The sequence below is a fragment of the Shewanella sp. HL-SH2 genome (assembly GCF_051164935.1).
GTDB lineage: Bacteria > Pseudomonadota > Gammaproteobacteria > Enterobacterales > Shewanellaceae > Shewanella > Shewanella glacialimarina.
Map to the genome: position 1 here is coordinate 430,952 of NZ_CP195035.1, position 20,163 is coordinate 451,114.

21 protein-coding genes, 1 pseudogene and 1 riboswitch are annotated in these 20,163 nt (G+C 42.6%); of the genes and pseudogenes, 5 read left to right on the forward strand and 17 right to left on the reverse strand.

Annotated elements, in window-relative coordinates; genetic code table 11:
* Nucleotides 1-197: 197 nt before the first annotated feature.
* Entirely contained in the window at nucleotides 198-2,018 is a 1,821-nt protein-coding gene (locus ACRWP9_RS01735; protein ID WP_434927592.1) for a M14 family metallopeptidase, read from the forward strand.
* Nucleotides 2,019-2,229: 211 nt separating this feature from the next.
* Here the strand turns inward: ACRWP9_RS01735 and ACRWP9_RS01740 are convergent, their stop codons facing one another.
* Nucleotides 2,230-2,508 carry a GIY-YIG nuclease family protein gene (locus ACRWP9_RS01740; RefSeq protein WP_434927593.1) on the reverse strand — a complete coding sequence of 93 codons (279 nt, stop codon included), beginning with the start codon at nucleotides 2,506-2,508 and terminating at the stop codon, nucleotides 2,230-2,232.
* Nucleotides 2,509-2,625: 117 nt separating this feature from the next.
* On the opposite strand from ACRWP9_RS01740, the gene moeA reads away from it, so the two are divergent.
* Both moeA and moeB read left to right on the forward strand, forming a co-directional pair.
* Nucleotides 2,626-3,879 carry a molybdopterin molybdotransferase MoeA gene (moeA, locus tag ACRWP9_RS01745; RefSeq protein ID WP_434927594.1) on the forward strand — a complete coding sequence of 418 codons (1,254 nt, stop codon included), beginning with the start codon at nucleotides 2,626-2,628 and terminating at the stop codon, nucleotides 3,877-3,879.
* Nucleotides 3,880-3,887: 8 nt separating this feature from the next.
* Complete coding sequence (gene moeB / locus ACRWP9_RS01750) at nucleotides 3,888-4,700, forward strand: molybdopterin-synthase adenylyltransferase MoeB (RefSeq protein WP_434927595.1); 813 nt, start codon at nucleotides 3,888-3,890, stop codon at nucleotides 4,698-4,700.
* A 4-nt stretch (nucleotides 4,701-4,704) separates the two neighbouring features.
* Here moeB and ACRWP9_RS01755 read toward each other — a convergent pair whose 3' ends face one another.
* The 13 genes and pseudogenes from ACRWP9_RS01755 to moaA form a co-directional block, all read right to left on the reverse strand.
* Nucleotides 4,705-4,890, reverse strand: a complete 186-nt coding sequence (locus tag ACRWP9_RS01755) for a DUF2986 domain-containing protein (protein ID WP_434927596.1) — start codon at nucleotides 4,888-4,890, stop codon at nucleotides 4,705-4,707.
* 193 nt (nucleotides 4,891-5,083) lie between these two features.
* On the reverse strand, nucleotides 5,084-5,251 hold the full coding sequence (locus ACRWP9_RS01760; protein WP_434927597.1) for a YqaE/Pmp3 family membrane protein: 168 nt from the start codon (nucleotides 5,249-5,251) through the stop codon (nucleotides 5,084-5,086).
* Between the two features lie 143 nt (nucleotides 5,252-5,394).
* On the reverse strand, nucleotides 5,395-6,072 hold the full coding sequence (locus ACRWP9_RS01765) for a TIGR01621 family pseudouridine synthase (RefSeq protein ID WP_434928893.1): 678 nt from the start codon (nucleotides 6,070-6,072) through the stop codon (nucleotides 5,395-5,397).
* Between the two features lie 21 nt (nucleotides 6,073-6,093).
* The gene (locus ACRWP9_RS01770; protein WP_434928894.1) at nucleotides 6,094-7,335 is read right to left on the reverse strand and encodes a sensor histidine kinase; all 1,242 of its coding nucleotides are present in this window, start codon (nucleotides 7,333-7,335) and stop codon (nucleotides 6,094-6,096) included.
* Between the two features lie 67 nt (nucleotides 7,336-7,402).
* Nucleotides 7,403-8,079: pseudogene (locus ACRWP9_RS01775) on the reverse strand (response regulator transcription factor).
* 14 nt (nucleotides 8,080-8,093) lie between these two features.
* Nucleotides 8,094-8,615: a hypothetical protein gene (locus tag ACRWP9_RS01780; protein WP_434927598.1), complete on the reverse strand. Its 522-nt coding sequence runs from the start codon at nucleotides 8,613-8,615 to the stop codon at nucleotides 8,094-8,096.
* 187 nt (nucleotides 8,616-8,802) lie between these two features.
* The gene (locus tag ACRWP9_RS01785; RefSeq protein ID WP_434927599.1) at nucleotides 8,803-9,909 is read right to left on the reverse strand and encodes an ABC transporter ATP-binding protein; all 1,107 of its coding nucleotides are present in this window, start codon (nucleotides 9,907-9,909) and stop codon (nucleotides 8,803-8,805) included.
* Nucleotides 9,890-10,570, reverse strand: coding sequence for a molybdate ABC transporter permease subunit (gene modB / locus ACRWP9_RS01790; protein WP_434927600.1), 681 nt, complete (start codon nucleotides 10,568-10,570; stop codon nucleotides 9,890-9,892). The genes ACRWP9_RS01785 and modB overlap by 20 nt, the downstream gene beginning before the upstream one ends.
* A 1-nt stretch (nucleotide 10,571) precedes the next feature.
* The gene (gene modA, locus ACRWP9_RS01795; protein ID WP_434928896.1) at nucleotides 10,572-11,369 is read right to left on the reverse strand and encodes a molybdate ABC transporter substrate-binding protein; all 798 of its coding nucleotides are present in this window, start codon (nucleotides 11,367-11,369) and stop codon (nucleotides 10,572-10,574) included.
* A 116-nt stretch (nucleotides 11,370-11,485) separates the two neighbouring features.
* On the reverse strand, nucleotides 11,486-11,950 hold the full coding sequence (gene moaE / locus ACRWP9_RS01800; RefSeq protein ID WP_434927601.1) for a molybdopterin synthase catalytic subunit MoaE: 465 nt from the start codon (nucleotides 11,948-11,950) through the stop codon (nucleotides 11,486-11,488).
* A gap of 1 nt (nucleotide 11,951) precedes the next feature.
* Nucleotides 11,952-12,200 carry a molybdopterin synthase sulfur carrier subunit gene (gene moaD / locus ACRWP9_RS01805; protein WP_434927602.1) on the reverse strand — a complete coding sequence of 83 codons (249 nt, stop codon included), beginning with the start codon at nucleotides 12,198-12,200 and terminating at the stop codon, nucleotides 11,952-11,954.
* A gap of 131 nt (nucleotides 12,201-12,331) precedes the next feature.
* Nucleotides 12,332-12,808: a cyclic pyranopterin monophosphate synthase MoaC gene (gene moaC, locus ACRWP9_RS01810; RefSeq protein ID WP_434927603.1), complete on the reverse strand. Its 477-nt coding sequence runs from the start codon at nucleotides 12,806-12,808 to the stop codon at nucleotides 12,332-12,334.
* Between the two features lie 53 nt (nucleotides 12,809-12,861).
* Nucleotides 12,862-13,842 carry a GTP 3',8-cyclase MoaA gene (moaA, locus tag ACRWP9_RS01815; RefSeq protein WP_226412403.1) on the reverse strand — a complete coding sequence of 327 codons (981 nt, stop codon included), beginning with the start codon at nucleotides 13,840-13,842 and terminating at the stop codon, nucleotides 12,862-12,864.
* Nucleotides 13,830-13,963, reverse strand: a riboswitch (molybdenum cofactor riboswitch). (Overlaps the previous gene by 13 nt.)
* Nucleotides 13,964-14,203: 240 nt before the next feature.
* On the opposite strand from moaA, the gene ACRWP9_RS01820 reads away from it, so the two are divergent.
* Together ACRWP9_RS01820 and ACRWP9_RS01825 are read left to right on the forward strand one after the other, a co-directional pair.
* Nucleotides 14,204-15,853, forward strand: a complete 1,650-nt coding sequence (locus ACRWP9_RS01820) for an electron transfer flavoprotein-ubiquinone oxidoreductase (RefSeq protein WP_434927604.1) — start codon at nucleotides 14,204-14,206, stop codon at nucleotides 15,851-15,853.
* A 136-nt stretch (nucleotides 15,854-15,989) separates the two neighbouring features.
* The gene (locus ACRWP9_RS01825) at nucleotides 15,990-17,906 is read left to right on the forward strand and encodes a methyl-accepting chemotaxis protein (protein WP_434927605.1); all 1,917 of its coding nucleotides are present in this window, start codon (nucleotides 15,990-15,992) and stop codon (nucleotides 17,904-17,906) included.
* Between the two features lie 74 nt (nucleotides 17,907-17,980).
* Here ACRWP9_RS01825 and ACRWP9_RS01830 read toward each other — a convergent pair whose 3' ends face one another.
* The 3 genes from ACRWP9_RS01830 to ACRWP9_RS01840 all read right to left on the reverse strand — a co-directional run bounded on the left by ACRWP9_RS01830 (nucleotide 17,981) and on the right by ACRWP9_RS01840 (nucleotide 20,162).
* Nucleotides 17,981-18,364 carry a DUF4870 domain-containing protein gene (locus ACRWP9_RS01830; protein ID WP_226412397.1) on the reverse strand — a complete coding sequence of 128 codons (384 nt, stop codon included), beginning with the start codon at nucleotides 18,362-18,364 and terminating at the stop codon, nucleotides 17,981-17,983.
* Between the two features lie 18 nt (nucleotides 18,365-18,382).
* Entirely contained in the window at nucleotides 18,383-19,075 is a 693-nt protein-coding gene (locus tag ACRWP9_RS01835; protein WP_434927606.1) for an MOSC domain-containing protein, read from the reverse strand.
* A gap of 241 nt (nucleotides 19,076-19,316) precedes the next feature.
* Nucleotides 19,317-20,162 (reverse strand): PfkB family carbohydrate kinase, encoded by an 846-nt coding sequence (locus ACRWP9_RS01840; protein ID WP_434927607.1) that lies wholly within the window; start codon nucleotides 20,160-20,162, stop codon nucleotides 19,317-19,319.
* Nucleotide 20,163 lies beyond the last annotated feature (1 nt).

The window sequence follows — 20,163 nt, forward strand, 5'->3', positions numbered from 1 at the left end:
GATTAACATCATCAGACTTACCCTATTAAATAGGCTATTGGGTTAATCTTCACCGGCCGCTATAGGTGTACCTGATTAGCCAAGTTAATAACTTTGTAACAAGCTTTAACATCTAGGTTATTTCACCCAAAACGTTGCTATGATAAGTAATATTTTAAACTGTTCAAACTCATAAGAATAATATTAAGCGAGCCACGATGCACAGATTAGCTTTATCAACCAGTATTGCCGCGATGTTACTGTCGACAGCATGTTTTGCCGATACACACTCAAATGCGCAATTTATTAATGATGCTATTTTGCCGCCAATGCATGCCTGGCAAGGTAAGAGTGAGTCATTGTTGGTGGCAAATGATCACCCATGGGTAACGCCATTTGAACAACAAAATTATCTTAGCAGCCCCAGTTATGCCGACACAGTAAGTTGGTTTGACAAACTTGTGCAAAGTAGCTCAATGCTTAAAAAAGTCAGTATAGGCAAAAGTCCGCAAGGGCGAGATATTTGGATGATTATCGCCTCTCAAAACGGCGCTGCAACCTCTGATCAATTAAGCGAAAACAATAAACCCACTGTGCTGGTACAAGCAGGTATTCACTCTGGTGAAATAGACGGTAAAGATGCTGGCATGATGTTGCTGCGCGACATAGCCCATGGCAACAAAAAAGCCTTATTAGACAATACAAACCTGCTTTTTATTCCTATTCTGTCGGTTGATGCCCATGAGCGAAGCAGCCAATATAGTCGCGTAAATCAACGCGGCCCCATCAATATGGGCTGGCGCACAACAGCGACAAATCTTAATTTAAACCGAGATTACGTAAAAGCAGATGCGCCTGAAATGCAGCATGTGTTAAGCGTCATTAACCAATGGCAACCTGACCTGTATATTGATGTGCATGTCACCGACGGCATTGACTATCAATATGATGTCACCTTTGGCTATAACGTTAAGCAAGGTGCTAGCCCACAGATATTTGCATGGCTGGATAGCACTTATAGACCAGAAATTGAATCAGCTTTGTCAGCCAATGATCATATTCCAGGTAAACTGATATTTGCCAATGACAATACCGACATGCACAAAGGTGTGTCTTACTGGAACCCAAGCCCGCGTTTTTCAAATGGTTATGGTGACGCACGACATTTACCGACAATCTTAATTGAAAATCACAGCTTAAAACCGTTTAAACAACGCGTTTTAGGCACCTATGTAATGTTAGAGCAAACCTTAAAAACGGTAGGAGAACACAGTAAAACCTTATCGGCGGCTATTCGTCAGGATCAACAACGGCTTGCCAGTAATATAGTATTAACTTGGAAAGATGAGCCCCAAGCAACATGGGACTTTAAAGGTATTGATTACAAGCTTGAAAAAAGTGCTATCAGCGGCGCAAATGTGGTGCGCTGGACCGCAGAGCCCAAGCTTTATAAAGACCTGCCTGTTATAGGCAATACGAAAGCTGACATCCAGGTGACTCGACCCAACGCCTATTATATTCCGCCACAATGGACAGCCGTGATTGAAAAATTAGCATTACACGGTATAGAAATGACCAGCTTGGTTAAGCCGATAACGATCACCGCCGAGCAGTATCGCTTTGAGCACCCTAAATTTGGCCAACAGGATTATGAAAGCCGTCAAACAGTAATGGCCGATACCATCAGTGACAAAGTAAAAGTCACACTCGAAGCTGGTACAATTAAAATTAATACCGCACAACCACTTGGCAACTTAGCCATATTGTTGCTTGAGCCACAGGCTGAGGATTCATTATTTTTCTGGGGATTTTTCAACACCATTTTTACTCGTACTGAATACATTGAAGATTATGCTGTAGAGCCTTTAGCGGTAAAAATGCTCGCACAAAATCCACAGTTAAAAGCTGAATTTGAGCAGGCATTAGAAGATGAAAGCTTTGCCAGTGACAGTGATGCAAGATTGCGTTGGTTTTATGAGCGCAGCCCATATTACGATCAACAATATCAAGTGTATCCAGTCTTAAGAGAAGTCCAATAAACACGAAAATATCGCCATTGAAAACATCGATGGCGAATAAGGTCAATCTACGCGATAGCTAAGGTTTGCTAATGTTAAATGAAATTACATGATAATTAGTGCTCACGCTTAACATCACCATCAGCCGCAACAGGAATACGCTACCATAATCATTAATAAAAATTGAGACCGCCTAAAGCTTACTAATTCTATTGATTATTTCATTATAACATTACGTATCAAATCGATTAATTAATGTTAGCTTTTGATGTCTAGGCAATTTTTTTACTGCTATCTCACGCTTGGTCGCACTGCTGCGGCAGCTCAATGACTCTTGATACACCAATGTTAGTGGACCTTTACCTTTAAGGTACTTTGCAGCCAAAGGGCCTGATGACTGATGCTCAGAGAAACGTCGAGCGACATCAGTGGTTATCCCTGTGTATAAATGCCCATTGGCACACTTAATTATGTATAAAAACCAATCTTTTGCTGATTTTTTTTGCTGCATATTTGCTAAAAACCTTAAGTTGGATCATAAAACACTACGATTATCATGGCATACTAACCGACAATTTTATCTTCTCACCACTTGGTGATGACAACCCTGCTTTTAAAGGAATATCTGATGATAGCAACTCAAGACCCTTGTGCTCAACCTACGTTATTACACCCAGATGACGCTATGCTACAGCTACTTGAACAAGTTGAAGCCACTGAAGACTCTGAAGTAGTTGAGTTATCACACTCTATCGGACGAGTATTAGCAGAAGATCTTGCGTCAGGTTTAGACTTACCTCCTTTTAATAATTCTGCGATGGACGGTTACGCAATGCGATTTGCGGACTTAACACCAAACAAGTCAGAAACCACACTCACTTTAGTTGGCAGCTCATTTGCTGGTCACCCTTATCGCGGTAAAGTTACCGCAAATACCTGTATTCGGATCATGACAGGTGCACCTGTGCCACAGGGTTACGATACCGTGCAAATGCAGGAAAAGGCGGTGACTAATGGTGAAGAAATTACGATTACCCACCCAGGCAAGCATGGGGCAAATGTACGATATCGCGGTGAAGAGCTTACCGCTGGCACCAAAGTATTATTTAAGGGAACACAAATTAGAGCCGCCGAAATGGGCGTACTGGCAACAATAGGCATCAGTAAAGTCAGAGTGAAACGCGTTATAAAAGTCGCCTTCTTTTCTACTGGCGATGAACTTCGCCCGGTTGGTACAGAGCTTGCGCCAGGACAAATTTATGATTCAAATCGCTATTCGATTCAGGGACTCATGGCCAAAGCGAATGTCGAATGGATAGACTTAGGCGTCATTGAAGATGATAAAGAAGCGATTCGCGCTGCATTTAGAGATGCTGCCGAATGTGCCGACATGGTAATAACCTCTGGTGGGGTGTCGGTGGGTGATGCGGATTACACTAAACAAATTCTATCCGAAGAAGGTCAAATCACCTTCTGGAGACTGGCGATAAAACCTGGTAAACCTTTTGCTTTTGGTAAGTTAGGTAAGGCTGTGTTTTGTGGCTTACCCGGCAATCCGGTTTCATCTATGGTCACTTTCTATAAATTGGTGTGGCCTATCTTAAATAAAATGCAGGGTTTACCCCATAAAACTCCGCTAACTTATCAGGCAAAATTACTCACCCCTATTCGCAAACACCCGGGGCGTGTTGAATATCAACGTGGTGTATTAACTCAAAACACCCAAGGTGAACTTGAAGTATCTACTACCGGTGGGCAAGGCTCTGGTATGTTAACGTCAATGAGTATTGCTAACTGCTTTATCAACTTAGCTCAATTCCAAGGTGATACTGAGGCTAGCTCTATGGTCACAGTAGAACCCTTTAATCATGTGTTAACTTAGGAGTTGATATGAGCCAATCCGAAGATAACGCTATCAGTGATAATTTGTGTCACGACGAGATATTGTCAGACAACGAAATGCTGCGTTACAGTCGCCAAATATCGATTAAAGCAATGGATATTGATGGCCAAGAAAAACTTAAATTAGCTAAGGTACTGATTATAGGCGCTGGCGGATTAGGTTGTGCCGCAAGCCAGTATCTTGCTGTAGCCGGTATTGGTGAAATAACACTGGTCGATTTTGACACAGTTGAACTGTCTAACTTACAACGCCAGGTTTTGCACCAGGATGCCAATATTGGTCAAGCTAAAGTGCACTCTGCCAAACAAACGTTAACTCAACTCAACCCACTAATTACCGTTAATGCGATTAACGCTTTACTCGATGATGAGCAAATCAACACGCTCGTTTCTGCCCATAGCCTAGTATTAGATTGCACCGATAATGTTTCGGTGCGCGAACAACTTAACCACTGTTGCTTACAGCACCAAATACCGCTGGTTTCTGCGGCGGCGATTAGAATGGAAGGCACGGTGACAGTATTTGATTATCAACCCAATACACCTTGCTATCATTGCTACAGCCAACTTTTTGGCGAGCAACATCTAACCTGCGTAGAGTCAGGTATTCTAGCTCCAGTCGTCGGTTTGGTAGGGTGTATTCAAGCAACCGAAGCAATAAAAGTGATTACTGCAATGGGGCAACACTTAGCGGGTAGAATATTGATGATCGATGCGATGACGATGGAGTTTCGCGCAATGAAACTGACTAAACAGCCCCACTGTGAGGTGTGCGGTTCACCAACCAACAAACTTAAATAGCGGTTTAAACTGTAATCACACTGTCAGCTATAGATAAAGTCGCATCAGTATTGGTCAGATTAGATTGTTGGTCTAATAACGCCCGTTCAGCTTTAGACACATACTGTGGTTTATTCGCAGTATGTAGTTTTTGATTGGCTTTTTTGGCTTTAGCTTTAAGAGTTTGGTTGATTTTCTTTTTTCGGTTCATGGTGATTTAACTTTTAAATAGTTTTCAAATAATAACTTGATACTCACTCAAGTCAAAAGGCACTTGCTGAATATACTGCTAGCGAGTATTAATCATTAAAGCCGTAACATCTTAATTCAAGTAAACTTAACACGTTAAGTTACCTCAAAAATACGGCTAGACTCAATATGATTAAACTATTACAAAGCTGTTATTATTCTTGTAACACAACCCATAACGCATGAATTAAGCCTGGTACAAAGAAGAAAATACACAGCAAAATATTAATCAATAAATCCTTACCTGCGCCTTTTTTCAAAAAAACGCCCACTGGCGGCAACAATATAGCAATAATTACCAGTAATAATTTGTTGGTATCCATATAGTGTTATGTCCTGATTTTGATAAATTAATTTACCGTATTAGCTTACACATGTGGCAACGGGTTTACTACATCAAAAAACAACCCAAGGCACATTGCGCTCACTAGGCGCTGTACATGCACTAACAATGAATAGCTAAAGCCTAAGGCTTTTGCGGCCAGTCAAGTTCAGCGGGTAATAACCATTCATTTAGCAAACAGGTTTGCATCGCTGGTGCGAGGAACTGCTGACCTTGATGTGGCGCTTGTGTAAATTGATATTCTTGCCCCAAATAGCAAAAATTTAATTGGTAAGCATGCAAGTAACAACGATCATCAATAGCTTCACCATAAAGGCTATCACCTAATATGGGCACACCAATACTGGCTAACGCCACCCTGAGTTGATGGGTTTTTCCGCTGTGAGGTTTAAGTAAGTAAGCCCGTATACCTGCCCCAATTGAAGTTGAATAAAACTGAGTAATAGCCGGATTATCTTTACTGCGTAACAGTTTATACATACTGCGGCGCGCTTTAGCCATATCACCAATCACCCAACCTTGTTTCTTTTTAGGCTTACCATTGGCGATTGCTAAGTAGTATTTTTGTATTTGATGAGCAGTAAACATCTGCGTAAAACGGTTAGCGGCTTCGGGATTTTTAGCTAGGATGAGTAGCCCTGATGTTGGGGTATCTAAACGGTGTACCGCAAAGAGTTTTATACCGAGATCAAGCTCAGCTTGGGCAACAACGCCGGCAGAGCCGTCTTGGCTATGAAAATGCACATTGGGGGCTTTATTGATAATAATAAAGTCATCTTGTTGGCTAATAACTTGATACATGCTCATACCGCAACAGTTCGCTTATTTAAAATGGATACTAACTAATAATCCAGGGTGATTATCCGACATTTCAATACTGGCTTGATGACGCGATAAAATGGCTTTAACCATAGATAAACCTAAACCAGTGCCTTTAAAATGACGGCTAGGGTCAAGTCTGACGAGTCTTTCAAAGACGCGTTCTTTATCTTCATCAGCGATACCTGGGCCATTGTCGGCAATTCTAATCCACTTACCATGCTGTTCTATATGAATTTTAGCGCCTTCTGGTGAATATTTTATCGCATTATCGACCAAATTAAACAATGCCTGAAACAGCAAGTGTTTATCCCCTTGTATCACCACGTCTTGACGCAAATCAATGGTGAACTGTTGTTCTTTGGCTTCAGCTAACACATCTGCCATTTCATATAAATCCTGGCAAATTTCTTGTAAATGCACCGGCTGTAAATCAAGTAACTGCTGACCTTCTTCAATTCGTGTTAATGACAACATGGCATCAAAGGTGGCCAAGCAGTCATCTAACTCTTCTAGCAACTCTGCGCGAGCATCGGCAAGCTCAGATTGAGGTTTGTCAGCAAGCTGCTCAATACCTATGCGTAAATGAGACAGCGGTGTACGCAGGTCATGGGCAATATTGTCGGTTACGCCCCGGACGGCACGTAAGTTTTGCTCTAAGGTATCTAACACCCGGTTAAACTGCTGCGCCAACATATCAAACTCGTCTTGCTGGCGTGAGACAGGCAATCGCGTGTCATAATGCCCCGCTTCAATTTGTTCACTAAGCTGATTGTATTGCACTAATCGACGCAAAATAGCCTTAGAAAAAATATACCCCAACGCCAAAGTTAAGCCCAATGTGAAAGCGACCGCCCAAAATGCCGCATTAACAAACTTTTCAATTAACATCGCTAATTGATCCGTTCGAGTCGCAATTAATACCGGGCCGTAATTGGTCATGGCCAAGCCGCCGGTCAAAATGTGCAGCTTATCTGGCCCGCCGGTAAAAATGGGAAACTGGCGCGTTTCGGGTAACAGAGGCATGTTGTCAGGTAAAAAAGTTAATGCGCCGACCATATCGACGCTATTTTTCCAGGCAATTAAAGCGGTTTTGGGATCAGATGCTTGAATTTGAGCTGCAAAGCTACGCCGATTAACGGTCAAAGCTAATTGCTGATAACGTTGCATCTCAGCAGCTAGGTGATTATCGACTTGATTTTCTTGCTCGATAATCAGTTGTCTGTATAAGCTAGAAATCAGCATCACAATTAAAATTGTCACTAAAGTAGAGAAAATTAATGTGATACGCCAAGCGCTACTTTGGTAAGGCTTAATGCCCTTTGCAAAGACGATATCCAGCACCTCTTATGGTTTCAATTAACTCACCGTGTCCCAGTTCTTCAAACTTACGACGCAGCTTAGCAATATGCACATCAATCACATTGGTGCGGGGATCAAAATGATAATCCCAAACTGCTTCAAACAATAAAGTACGGCTAATTACCTGATTAGGATGTTCCATCAAATATTTAAGTAATTGAAACTCTTTAGGTTGTAGCATTAACTCTTTGTCATCTAAGGTAACGTTTCGAGTCAACAACTCCATTTTAAGACCGCCGACCTCGAGATCTGTGGTCGTTGGCGCAACTACATTTCGTTGGGCTAGCTTTTCTGCGCGCACCAATAGCTCAGCAAATGCAAAGGGTTTGGTCATGTAATCATCCCCCCCGCTCGTAAGCCTTTAATTCGCTCATCAACGTGGCTTAAGGCAGATAAAATTAACACCGGTGTTTTATTACCGCTAGTACGCAGCGCTGACAACAAGGTCAAGCCATCAAGTTTGGGTAACATTCTATCTAGCACAATTAGATCATATTGATTATGTTTAGCCAGTGTTAGCCCTTCTTGGCCATCTGTAGCACTATCAACACTATACTGTTGCGCGGTAAACCCTTCTGCCACATATTTCAATGTTGTGGCATCATCTTCAACGATCAAAATACGCATAGTCATAGTCGCAATTAATCCCATTTAAGTAGTGGTAATGGACGGAGATTCTCAATATCGAAAGCGATGATTTTTTTGGCTTCGTTATTGAGCATTTGTAATTCAAGATAACTAATTGATAGGTCGTGGTCTAAATCAGCCTGCAATAAAAAACCGCTTTGATTAAGCGTAGCTAAGCTCACTAAAGAAGAGAAAGAAATATTTTTTTCACGCATCAAACTAACTGCATGAAGTAGTTCAATGTCGCGCCCCTCATAGGGCTCGCTGGCTTCTTCAAGCAGCGCACCATTTTGGGCACTAAATTCAAATTGATAAAGCCGTTTCGATTCAGTATTAATTGCAGACAGCTGATAAACTAGCTGGTCGTCTTCAATATTGAGGCCAAAGCCACACAAGGTTCCCTTGTCCTGTTGCTCCCAATGTTCCATCACAGAAATGGGCGTTAACAAGCCTTCTTGGGAAAGTAATGATTGTATTGATGGTGTGGCCATCGACACAAAAGGGAACAAGTACAGTGCAAAAAGCAGCCGAACCATTTTAAGCCTCGAATATAAAAGAATGCGTACCGTGATACTTTACCTAAGTCCTACTAAAGACCCAAGAAATGTAAGATTAATAATTGATCATGCAAGCAAGCGAAACTTTAGCTTTTAAGGCTTTTGGGGCATTCAAACAGCATAAAATGGCAATCCACAGGCTCTAAGTTTAAGTTTAAGTTTAAGTTTAAGTTTGTAAAATTTGGATTTGATCAGACTTCAATGCCACTGTGGTTTTCTGACCTTGAACTAATGCGAGTTTATCGCATAAATGCGTTGGGATATCCGCATTAATGACTTGCTCAACGCCAGCAATACGGGCAATAACCCGAACAGATTCGCCCATCACCAGTAAAGACTCTATTTCAACATCTAATTTATTAATACTTTTACATAAGCGACCGCTGGTAATGGCATTAAATCGAATACCCTGATTAGGGATCACCCAGCGCACTTGCTGGCCAATAGTCATTTTAGGTGCGTTTTCGATCGCTATTTGATGCTCGCCAAAAGCTAGCCAGGTCATATTACGTCCCGGTTCCTGGGCGATGACTTTTGCATCAAAAATATTACGTAATCCCATTTGCCTGGCAACGGCTTCATTACGCGGATGAGATAGCACCTCAAAAGGCTTGCCCTGCTGTAACATTTGCCCCTGGCTAATCAAAATCATTCGGTCAGCCAGTAACTGCGCTTCATGGATATCATGGGTCACCATGATCACTGGAATCGCTAATTGGGATTTTAATCTGGCCAGTTCGATATACAACCTTTCGCGGGTTTCCCTATCGACTGCAGAAAAAGGCTCGTCTAATAATAATACCGCAGGCTCACGGGCTAAGGCTCTTGCTAAGGCGACACGCTGACGTTGGCCACCAGACAAATTTGCGGGTAATCGGTCGGGCAATCCCTCAAGATTAACTCGCTCCAACCAATCTAATGCCCGCTGCTTGCGCTTTGCTTTAGGAACATGATCTAATCCCGCCATCACATTTTGAATGGCACTAAGGTGCGGAAATAAGCCAAAGTGCTGGGGAACATAACCAATATGCCGCTGTTGTGGGGTTTTATAAACCTTTTGTTGGCTGTCAAACCACACTTGCTCGCCATAAGTTATCTTGCCCGACTCTGGCTTACTCAAGCCAGCAATCATGCGTAATAACGTTGTTTTTCCGCCGCCAGAAGGGCCAACAACCGCTAAGACCTCTCCCGCTTTACAGCAAAAATGGGCTTCTAAGGGAATGGGTAGCAGTTGCGATAAATCACAATGTAAATCAGCGACCGGAACTGCCAAGATGACCCCCTAATCGCCTTGATAAACTGGTGGTTAATGCTAAGGCGCTAATTGCAAATAATAACAGCACTAAAGACATGGTACCTGCACCATCAAAGTCAAAAGCTTGCACGCTGTCATATATGGCAATAGAAATAGTTTTTGTTTCACCGGCTATGTTGCCACCCAGCATCAACACCACACCAAACTCACCTAATACGTGGGAAAAACACAGTACTAAAGCGGTTAATACCCCAGGCCATACCATAGGCAGCTCCACTTTAAAAAATAAGGTCAGTCGACTCATTCCACAACAGTCCGCCGCATCTCGAACATCGGTGGGAATAGTTTCAAACGCACGTTGAATCGGTTGTACAGCGAAGGGAATATTGACCAATATAGAAGCAATCACCAAGCCTGAAAAATGGAACACCAATTGCTGACCAAACAACTGCTCAACCCATTGGCCTATAAAACTTTGGTTACCCATGCCCACTAACAAATAATACCCCACCACGGTTGGCGGTAACACTAAAGGCACCATGATCAAGGCTTCAACCCATGACTTGCCACGAAACTGGCGATAAGCCAAAGCCCGTCCAACAAACAATGCTAATGGAATAAGAAATAACACAGTTACACTGCTAAGTTTGACCGACAGCCACAGCGCTTGCCAATCCATATTAATCTGGCTCCATCGTATTTGATGCTGAGATTATACTGCTTTGTGAGGATGATGCCTCAGGGACTTTAAAACCATATTGTAATAAAATTTGCTGTGCAGAACTTGATAACATATAGGTATAAAATTGTTGCGCTGTGCTAGAGGCGGTTTTCATTAATACCATACGTTGATTAATTGGCTGATAAAGCTCATCAGCAATGGCAACATATTGACCTATACGTTCAAAATTAGGGGTTAATACTAATGACAATGGCACTATACCGCCCTGAGTTGAGCCGCTAACGGCAAATTGCGCCGCTTGAGAAGCGTTTTCACCTAGAATGATATGCGGCTCAATGGCTTGCCATAAGCCTTTTTTTATTAGTACTTGTTTAGCGCTTTCGCCATAAGGGGCATGCACCGGATTAGCAATCGCAAACCGCTGTAATTGACCAGACTCGATTAAGGAAACTAAACCAAGCAATTGTCCATCAAGCTTTAGCGGGGAGTTTTTAGGGGCAGCTAAGGCTAAGCGGCCCATAGCATAGATGTGGCCAGCATCTTGAGTGATACCTGCTTCAACTAACTTATTTGGATAAAGCTCATCGGCACTGAGCAACAACTCAAATGGTGCACCATGCAAAATTTGCGATACAAAATTACCTGACGAGCCATAACTTAATCTCACCGAAAGACCCGTATCTTGACTAAACTGCTTGGCAATATCATCCATCGCAAATTTAACGTTGGCCGCCACAGCAATCGCGGGGGCGTCGGCGGCATTAACCGTCAATATTGTCATACTGTTGAACGACATCAGCAGGCAGCAATAAAATAGCCATTTTTTGCTCAGCCAAGACGGTGACAAAGTCAAAATACACCGACTGAATATATTGTTTTGCTTGGTGTCGTCCATAGTGATCACTTTATCCGCTAGTCTTTTTGCCACATTTTAGCGGCTTGCTCATCACTGTCACGGGCATCAACCCAATTGCTGCCATTACTGCCAGCCTCAAGCTTCCAAAAAGGCGCTTTAGTCTTTAAAAAATCAATCAAAAACTCGCACGCTGCAAAAGCGGCTTTGCGATGGGCGCTGGTCACACCGATAAATACAATCTGCTCACCTAAAGACATAGTGCCAACACGGTGAATAATAGTGACATAATTAAGCGGCCAACGCTCTTTTGCTTGCTGAGCAATTTGCATTAGCACGGCTTCTGTCATACCAGGGTAATGCTCTAACGTGAGATCGGTCACTGGATTACCGTCATTAAAATCTCGCACTTTACCCACAAAAGTCACTACGGCGCCGTCGCTATGATCACTGGCCAGTAGGTTATATTCTTCTGCTACATTAAAGTCTGCGGTTTGCACTTGCACTTTAGCTGGCTGGGTCATATTAGCCCCCTGTAACAGGCGGAAAGAAGGCCACTTCATCACCGTCAGCAACTACGGTATCCCAATGACTAATGGTTTGATTAACCGCAACCAGTAATTTATCTGACGCCATCACTTTAGCCCACTTGTCATCTTGTGCGGCTAAAGCAAGTCTCAAAGATTCTGCGGTGGTGATACCGTTAGCAGGAAAAACTAATTTGGCGGTACCTAATAATTCACGTACCTGAGCAAAAAATAATATTTGGATCATAATCTTATGTTCACTTATCAATATCGATTAACGTAGGATAATACTGGTTTTAATAACAAGAGCGAATTTAGCAACAATATGGGGGGTTACAACAATCCTGGGGTTAACTCATCATGTGATACCAACAAGATTTAGGCTTTAAAGTGACCTGATTTTCCACCTCGCTTTTCCAGTAATCTAACCTGTGAAATCACCATATCTTTTTGCACAGCTTTGCACATATCGTAAATGGTTAATGCCGCCACTGATGCCGCAGTTAATGCTTCCATTTCAACGCCGGTTTTACCGGATAACTTACATAAACTATTAATGCGTACTCGATTAAATTCAGGTTCGGCGACTAAGTCAACTTCCACTTTTGTTAGCATTAATGGGTGACACAAAGGAATTAAGTCAGCGGTTTTTTTAGCCGCTTGAATACCGGCAATACGTGCTGTAGCAAACACGTCACCTTTATGGTGGCTGCCGCTCATGATCATTTCAAGAGTTGCCGGGGCCATTTCAATAAATGCTTCAGCGCGAGCTTCTCGTTCAGTCACTGCTTTCTCGGTCACATCGACCATGTGGGCATTGCCGTCAGCATTAATATGGGTAAATGGGTTGCTCATGTATACAGCCTTTAAATTAGATAACAGAAAAGTTCAACTAGCACCCATTTCCACTAGCCACCAATAGATGCTAAGTGCTGGGTAACACCGGTGATCCCTTGGTGCAAATAATGGGTTTGTTCTTTTTGAGCAAGTTGACCATGAAGACGTTCAATTAACTCGGAACGTTGATCGGCATGTTGTAATAGATCACGTAAATCTAAGCCGCTTTCAGTGAATAAACATAAATGCAGTTTACCTTTCGCCGATACCCGAAGACGATTACAGCTTGCACAAAAATCTTTTGCATAAGGCATGATCAAACCAATTCGGCCTTGGTAATCTGGACGGCTAAAGTTTTGCGCAGGGCCATCGTCAACGGCGGAGCGATCATGTAGCCAGCCTTCAGCCATCAAGCGCGCCTTAATATCACTACCCGCTAAATGATGCGCTTTAAAATAGTCATGGCCTAAACCGGTTTCCATTAACTCAATAAAACGTAAATCAATCGGAGTGCTTTTAATCCAGTGTAAAAAGCGCGGTAAATCTTTGCTGTTTAAATCTTTCAGTAATACAGCGTTGACTTTAACTCGCTCAAATCCGGCTTCCAGCGCAGCATCAATACCGCGCATCACTTCATCAAACTTGTTTTCACCAGTGATTTGATAAAACATTCGCGGGTCTAAACTATCTACCGACACATTAATGCGTCTTAAACCTGCGTCATACCATTGCTTAGCATTTTTTTCTAAACGATAGCCATTGGTGGTGGTGGCAACAGTGTGAATGTTTGGATTATCAGCAACGATGCGCACAATGTCGGTAAAGTCTTTACGCAGAGTAGGCTCACCGCCAGTGATACGAATTTTTTGCGTACCGACTTCGCCAAAAGCCGCCACCAGATTTTCTATCTCTGATAACGTCAAAAAGCTTGGTTTACCATCGGGGCGATAGCCATCTGGTAAACAATAGGTGCATTTGAAATTACACACATCAGTGACTGACATGCGCAAATAGTGAAATTTTCGACCAAAACTGTCTTGTAGTTGGGACATGTTAACCTTTCCAAGTGTGGGAGGTGAGTGCATTTCTTTGCCCACCCCGGTGGCATTATTACCACGGCTAAATATCCATATCGATAGACGTAGGATAAAAAGCTCGGAGAACCGTCGTTATTGATTATAGGCCTAAAATACTGGCCACAAATACCCCTTTTGCTGTATTTGTCGATAATAGTGATAATTGCATTAGCGATTTGTGACTCTGCTCACTATGATCAAATAGATTGAAATACTGGGCTGCAAGATAAAATTGCGGTAAGGTAAGCAATAGAATAAACGATCGTTTAGTTGTCGTAATCATACACAATAATAACTATAAACCCGTTATACAGCGGGCAATTTTAAAGGTGAGAAGATGGAACGCGAATCAATGGAATTCGACGTAGTAATCGTCGGAGCGGGTCCTGCAGGTTTAGCAACCGCATGTCGTCTAATGCAAATATCTAAAGATGCTGAAAAAGAGATCACCGTTTGTGTGGTCGAAAAGGGCTCAGAAGTCGGTGCCCACATTTTATCTGGCGCGGTTTTTCAACCCGAAGTGTTAGACGAGTTGTTTAATGACTGGCGTGATACAGACTCACCGATGAAGACCAAAGTCACTGATGACGATATTTACCTACTTAGTTCCGAGACCCAGTCTCGTCTTATCCCAAATAGTTTAGTGCCAAAAACGATGCATAATTCCGGTAACTATATTATTAGTGTCGGAAATTTAGCTCGCTGGTTAGCTGAGCGCGCTGAAGCTATGGGCGTCGAAATTTTCCCCGGCTTCGCCGCAAGCGAATTACTGTTTAACGAAGATAACAGCGTAAAAGGTATTTTAATTGGCGACATGGGCGTTGGCGAAAATGGCCAACCCAAAGATAGCTTTATGCCAGGTATGGAATTACACGCCAAATACACTGTTTTTTCTGAAGGTTGTCGTGGTCATTTAGGTAAACAACTGATCGAAAAGTTCCATTTAGATAATGGTAAAACACCACAACATTATGGCTTAGGATTTAAAGAGATTTGGAAAATCCCAGCTGAACAACATCAACAAGGTAAAGTGGTTCACACAGGTGGCTGGCCGCTAAACAATGGCTCATCAGGTGGTGGTTTCTTGTATCACATGGAAGATAATCAAGTGGCGGTTGGTTTGATTGTTGACCTAAACTACAAAAACCCGCACCTCAGTCCATTTGATGAGTTTCAGCGTTATAAAACACACCCGGTTATCTCGCAATATTTAGCAGGTGGTGAGCGACTCACCTATGGTGCACGTGCCATTGCCAAAGGCGGCTTAAATTCGTTACCTAAAATGAGCTTCCCAGGCGGACTTATCATTGGATGTAATGCCGGTACGTTGAACTTTTCCAAAATCAAAGGCACTCATACCGCTATTAAAAGTGGTATTTTAGCGGCTGAAACCTTAGGTGAAGGCTTACTTGCGGGATTAATCGGTGGCAAAGATTTAGACTGTTTCCAAACTCGCTTTGAAAAAAGCTGGCTGCACGAGGAGTTACATCAATCACGTAACTTTGGCCCTGCTCTTCATAAGTTTGGCACTCTTATTGGTGGTGCATTTAACTTCATCGACCAGAATTGTTTTGGTGGCAAGTTCCCGATGACATTTAGAGATACCACACCTGATTATGCCACTATGGGACTTGCAAGCGATTACAATAAAATCGATTATCCAAAACCTGATGGCAAGTTGAGTTTTGATAAACTGTCGTCAGTTTATTTGTCCAATACTTATCATGAGGAAGATCAACCTTGCCATTTGCGCTTAAAAGACCAAAGCATTCCTATTTCGGTTAATTTAGCCAAGTTTGATGAACCGGCGCAGCGTTATTGTCCCGCAGGTGTATATGAAGTTGTTGAGGAAGCGGGGGACAAAAAATTTGTTATCAATGGCCAAAACTGTATCCATTGTAAAACCTGCGACATTAAAGACCCAAGCCAAAACATTACCTGGGTAACGCCCGAGGGCGGCGGTGGTCCAAACTATCCAAATATGTGATTGATGTTTACTTATTGCCTTTAATTTTAATAAACGCACTATAATTGGTGCGTTTTTTTTATCTATTAGGCTAAGCTTGTTCAAGTTTACCCGCTTCAGTCCGATATAGAGTGACAACTGTAACAAGGCGTATGACATGAATTTTTTTAGCCAATTGACCATCAAACAAAAAATATTACTTACCGTGACACTTGCGGTTCTGCTTTCAACCATTCTAGTTGGCGTAATAAGCCAACGCAGTGCCAAAAATGTGGTTGAAGAGCGTATGCTTAGTTCAGAAATGCCGAGCATATTAATGCAAATGCGTAACAAGGTTGAGTTGGATATCAGCACATTAATGAATGCCGCTGAACAACTGGCCAGTAGCAAGATGTTACTCAAGTGGTTAGAACGAGGCCGCCCTGCAAGTGAAGAAGGCGATGTCGTCGCACAGCTAAAAAGCATTACCCAACAATATGATCTTGCCCAAGCCTCTTTTGCGGACAGAGAAACAGCAGCGTACTACACCCAAGACGGCTTTTTACGAGTATTGAACCAACAACAGGACGGCTGGTTTTTTGACTATAAAAACAGTGGTCAGGAGCGGATGCTCAATGTTTTTACCGAAGACAATGGTGATGTCAAACTGTTTATTAACTACCAACAGCCGAATGGCCGCGGCCTAGTCGGTTTAGCAAAATCACTTGATGACATGGTAAATCTATTAGCCTCGTTCAAAATTGAAGATACAGGCTTTGTTTATTTAGTCGATGCTGAAGGTCAGGTGAAGCTATATAATGATAAAAATCAAAAAGGTAGAACCTTAAATCAGTTATACCCCAATGCAGACATCCAAAAGCTGCTCAATAAAAACGACTTTAACCTTGTTAAAGCGGCGGTCGACAATCAAGACATGTTAATTGCCAGTAGCTATATTTCTTCTATGGGCTGGTATTTAGTGGCTCAGGTACCTGAAGCTGAGGTTTTTGCATTAATCGAAGAATCGTCATATCAAATTTTGATTTCGACTATTATTATTGCGGCACTATTTATCGCTATCGCTATCGCTGTAGCCGGTTCAGTAAGCCGTCCGATCACTCAAGTTGCCGAGTTATTTCGCAATATTGGTGAAGGCGAAGGCGATTTACGTCAGCGTTTACCTGTTAATGGTGAAGATGAAATAGCTCAACTTGCCCGAGGTTTTAATAGCTTTATCAGTAAAATTCAAGATTCTGTTATCGAAGTCGCTCAAACCAGCGAACAGCTGGGTAAATCGGCAATTGATGTATCAAATCAAGCGCATCAAACATTAGAAGACAGCAAACTTCAGAAAGACCGCACCATTATGGTAGTGACAGCCATAAATGAAATGGGTGCCACGGTTAATGAAATTGCCAGTAACGCAGCCCAAGCAGCGGTTACCGCAAGAGAAGCCGATACGGAATCAGCTGAAGGGCAACAAGTCGTTACCCGTGCCCGTAATACCATTAATCAATTGTCTAAAGATGTAGGTCAAGTAGGTGAAGTGATCGAGTCACTGGCGACTCATACCAAGTCGATTGGCGGTATTTTAGATGTTATTCGCGCCATTTCAGAACAAACCAACTTACTTGCGTTAAATGCCGCGATTGAAGCTGCGCGCGCAGGTGAAGCGGGTCGAGGTTTTGCGGTTGTTGCCGATGAGGTTAGAAACCTTGCGTCACGCACCGCAGCATCAACCAATGAAGTGCAAACCATGATTGATAAGTTACAGTCTGAAGCAAGCCGAGCTGTTAGTGCGATGGAGCAGTCACGAAATCGCTCACGCGAAGGGGTGCAAGCCGTTGATGATGCGAGTAACTCACTTAGCGGTATTAGCCAGCAAATTGCCTCAATTAGCGACATGAATATTCAAGTTGCAGCGGCCACCGAAGAGCAATCAACTGTGGTTGAAGATATTAATCGCAACGTGACCGAAATTAACGATATTACTCAGCGTACTGCACAAACAGCACAAGCTGCAGCACAGGCGAGTCAATCACTTAATCAACTTGCCACCCGCCTAGATACTTTAGTGGCACGCTTTAAAGTGTAAAACGTTAACCGCACTAATAAAAATGCCGCGATGACTCTTCTGAGCTCGCGGCATTTTTTATTGCGTGACAAAGCTTATTTTAAAAATTTAATCGTTAACGGGTATTGATACGCCACACCTTCGGTCGCTTTCATAATAGCGATAATGGTGCAAATGATATCTAACAGGGCCAACGCTGCTAGCAAAAGAAATCCTATGCCGACAAACATTAACACCACTGAAATACAGACATAAATAAACAAACTGATTTTAAAGTTTAAGCAATTTTTGCCACACTGATTGGCAAACTCAAACTCATCCCGCTTCATTAACCAAACAATTAATGGCCCTAAAATACTGCCCATTGGTATCACATAACCGGCAAAACTTGAGGCATGTACCAATACGCCCATATCACGAGCTTGCTTATCATTACTTGACTGATGACTAGATTGGTTGCTGGGTTGTAAATCTTCCATGATATTTCCTTAAAATAATTATTCCGCCTTACCATACAAGCGCATCTGCCAATCTTCAATCGATTGATTACTGATACGACGAGTTAGCGAGTCCACCCAGGATTGCGCTAATCCAGGGCATTGTAAAAGTTGTTGATATTGTTTGGCATCAAACTCTGGCAAAAAGTAAATTTTCATCGCATGGGCAATACTAATATCAGATAAACGATCGACCAGATAAATAGCGTCATCATTGGCAATATCACCCTCTGATAGTACCCTATAAAACCAGCCACACATTTTGCTTTTTTGCATCGCAAGGGCAAATTCAGGGTGCCCAAATTGAAGATTAAGCTTAAAACAAGGTGAGCGCGGTTGAGTGACTTGCAAAGTGACATCACCAATTTGAATAATATCGCCGATATTCACCTGGGATTCATTCAAGCCAACAGTACTGATATTTTCTCCCATTGCTGGCGCATCTTTAAACGATGACATCATGTCCCAACGACGATATTGGCCATAATGTTCTCGGGGAAAATGATGTAAGACTCGATCTAAACCGCCATGATGTTTAGGGTCTGCTTCACCATTACCAAGAACCCGGTCAAACTGAACCGTCAGTTTATTAACAGCATACTTCTGGTTAATACAACTGGCTACACCGTTGTGCATTTGTACTTCGTCACCTAAATAAAGTGCCGATATTTGATTCACTATGCGATTTTTCACTCAGTACATCCTTGAACAAGATCTGCTTTGAAACATCAACATACCTAAATAAAATGTAAAAAAAAAGCCTCACCAATGAAACGGGTAAGGCTGAATATATCAAGTGGGGAGTTCAGGCTCTATGAGATAGAGTCAGAACAAAAAAACGCTTAAGACATTAAAGAGTAAACTAGCTCTTCAACATAAATAACTTTACCCTGCTTTGATGACAAACAAATGACATACATTAACTAAGCAGGTATTAACTAAACAGATAGTTTTTTAGCTTGTCCCCGGGCACAGAACTCGGAGTCGCAACGGCAAAGGCTGCCCATCTAGCACCTTCGGCCATTGCAGCGGTCATACTATGACCATTACATAAACCATGAATAACACCAGCTGCATAATTATCACCCGCACCCGTGGTATCGACGACATCAGTTGGCACAGCTGGAACATGTTGCTGAGCGTTTTGAGTATAAACCGTCGCGCCCTTTTCGCCGTCGGTAACAATAAAAGACTGTACATGCTCGCCACTGATCGACTGAGCAAACGCCCACAAATCCTGGCCACAACGTCCTTGCATATCGGTAATAGAAGCTATCAATACGTGACAAGGCCTTGGTCGCTGATCTTTGGCTAGCTGCGCCACCACCAGCACCTTAGATTGCTTCATGGCAGCTAATGCCCATGCATCAGCACCAATTGCAGACGTATTAATGTAAAACGCATCCCACTTTGCCCAATTAGGCTGCTTAGCTAATTCAAACGTTGGTCGCTGCGGCCTGATAATGGTACGTTCGCCATCGGGTGTCATCACCAATAGCATTTCACAGGTGTTACCGGCAAAACGTTGCACCATTCTACAATCTAGCCCTTGGGTGCTGGCTTGTGCCACAATCCAATCGCCAATATCATCCGTGCCCACTTGGCTCACTAAAGACACATTATGCTGCGCCCAAACTAACCCTAAACCCGTATTAGCCCCGCCGCCACCGAGCCGGAGCCCACCATCTTGATAATGAAAACGGCCACCAGTTTGTAGCGGTTTATCAAGCCGAAGAATTCGGTCACAGTTGATGTTTGCCAGTAATAAAATATTAGCCATG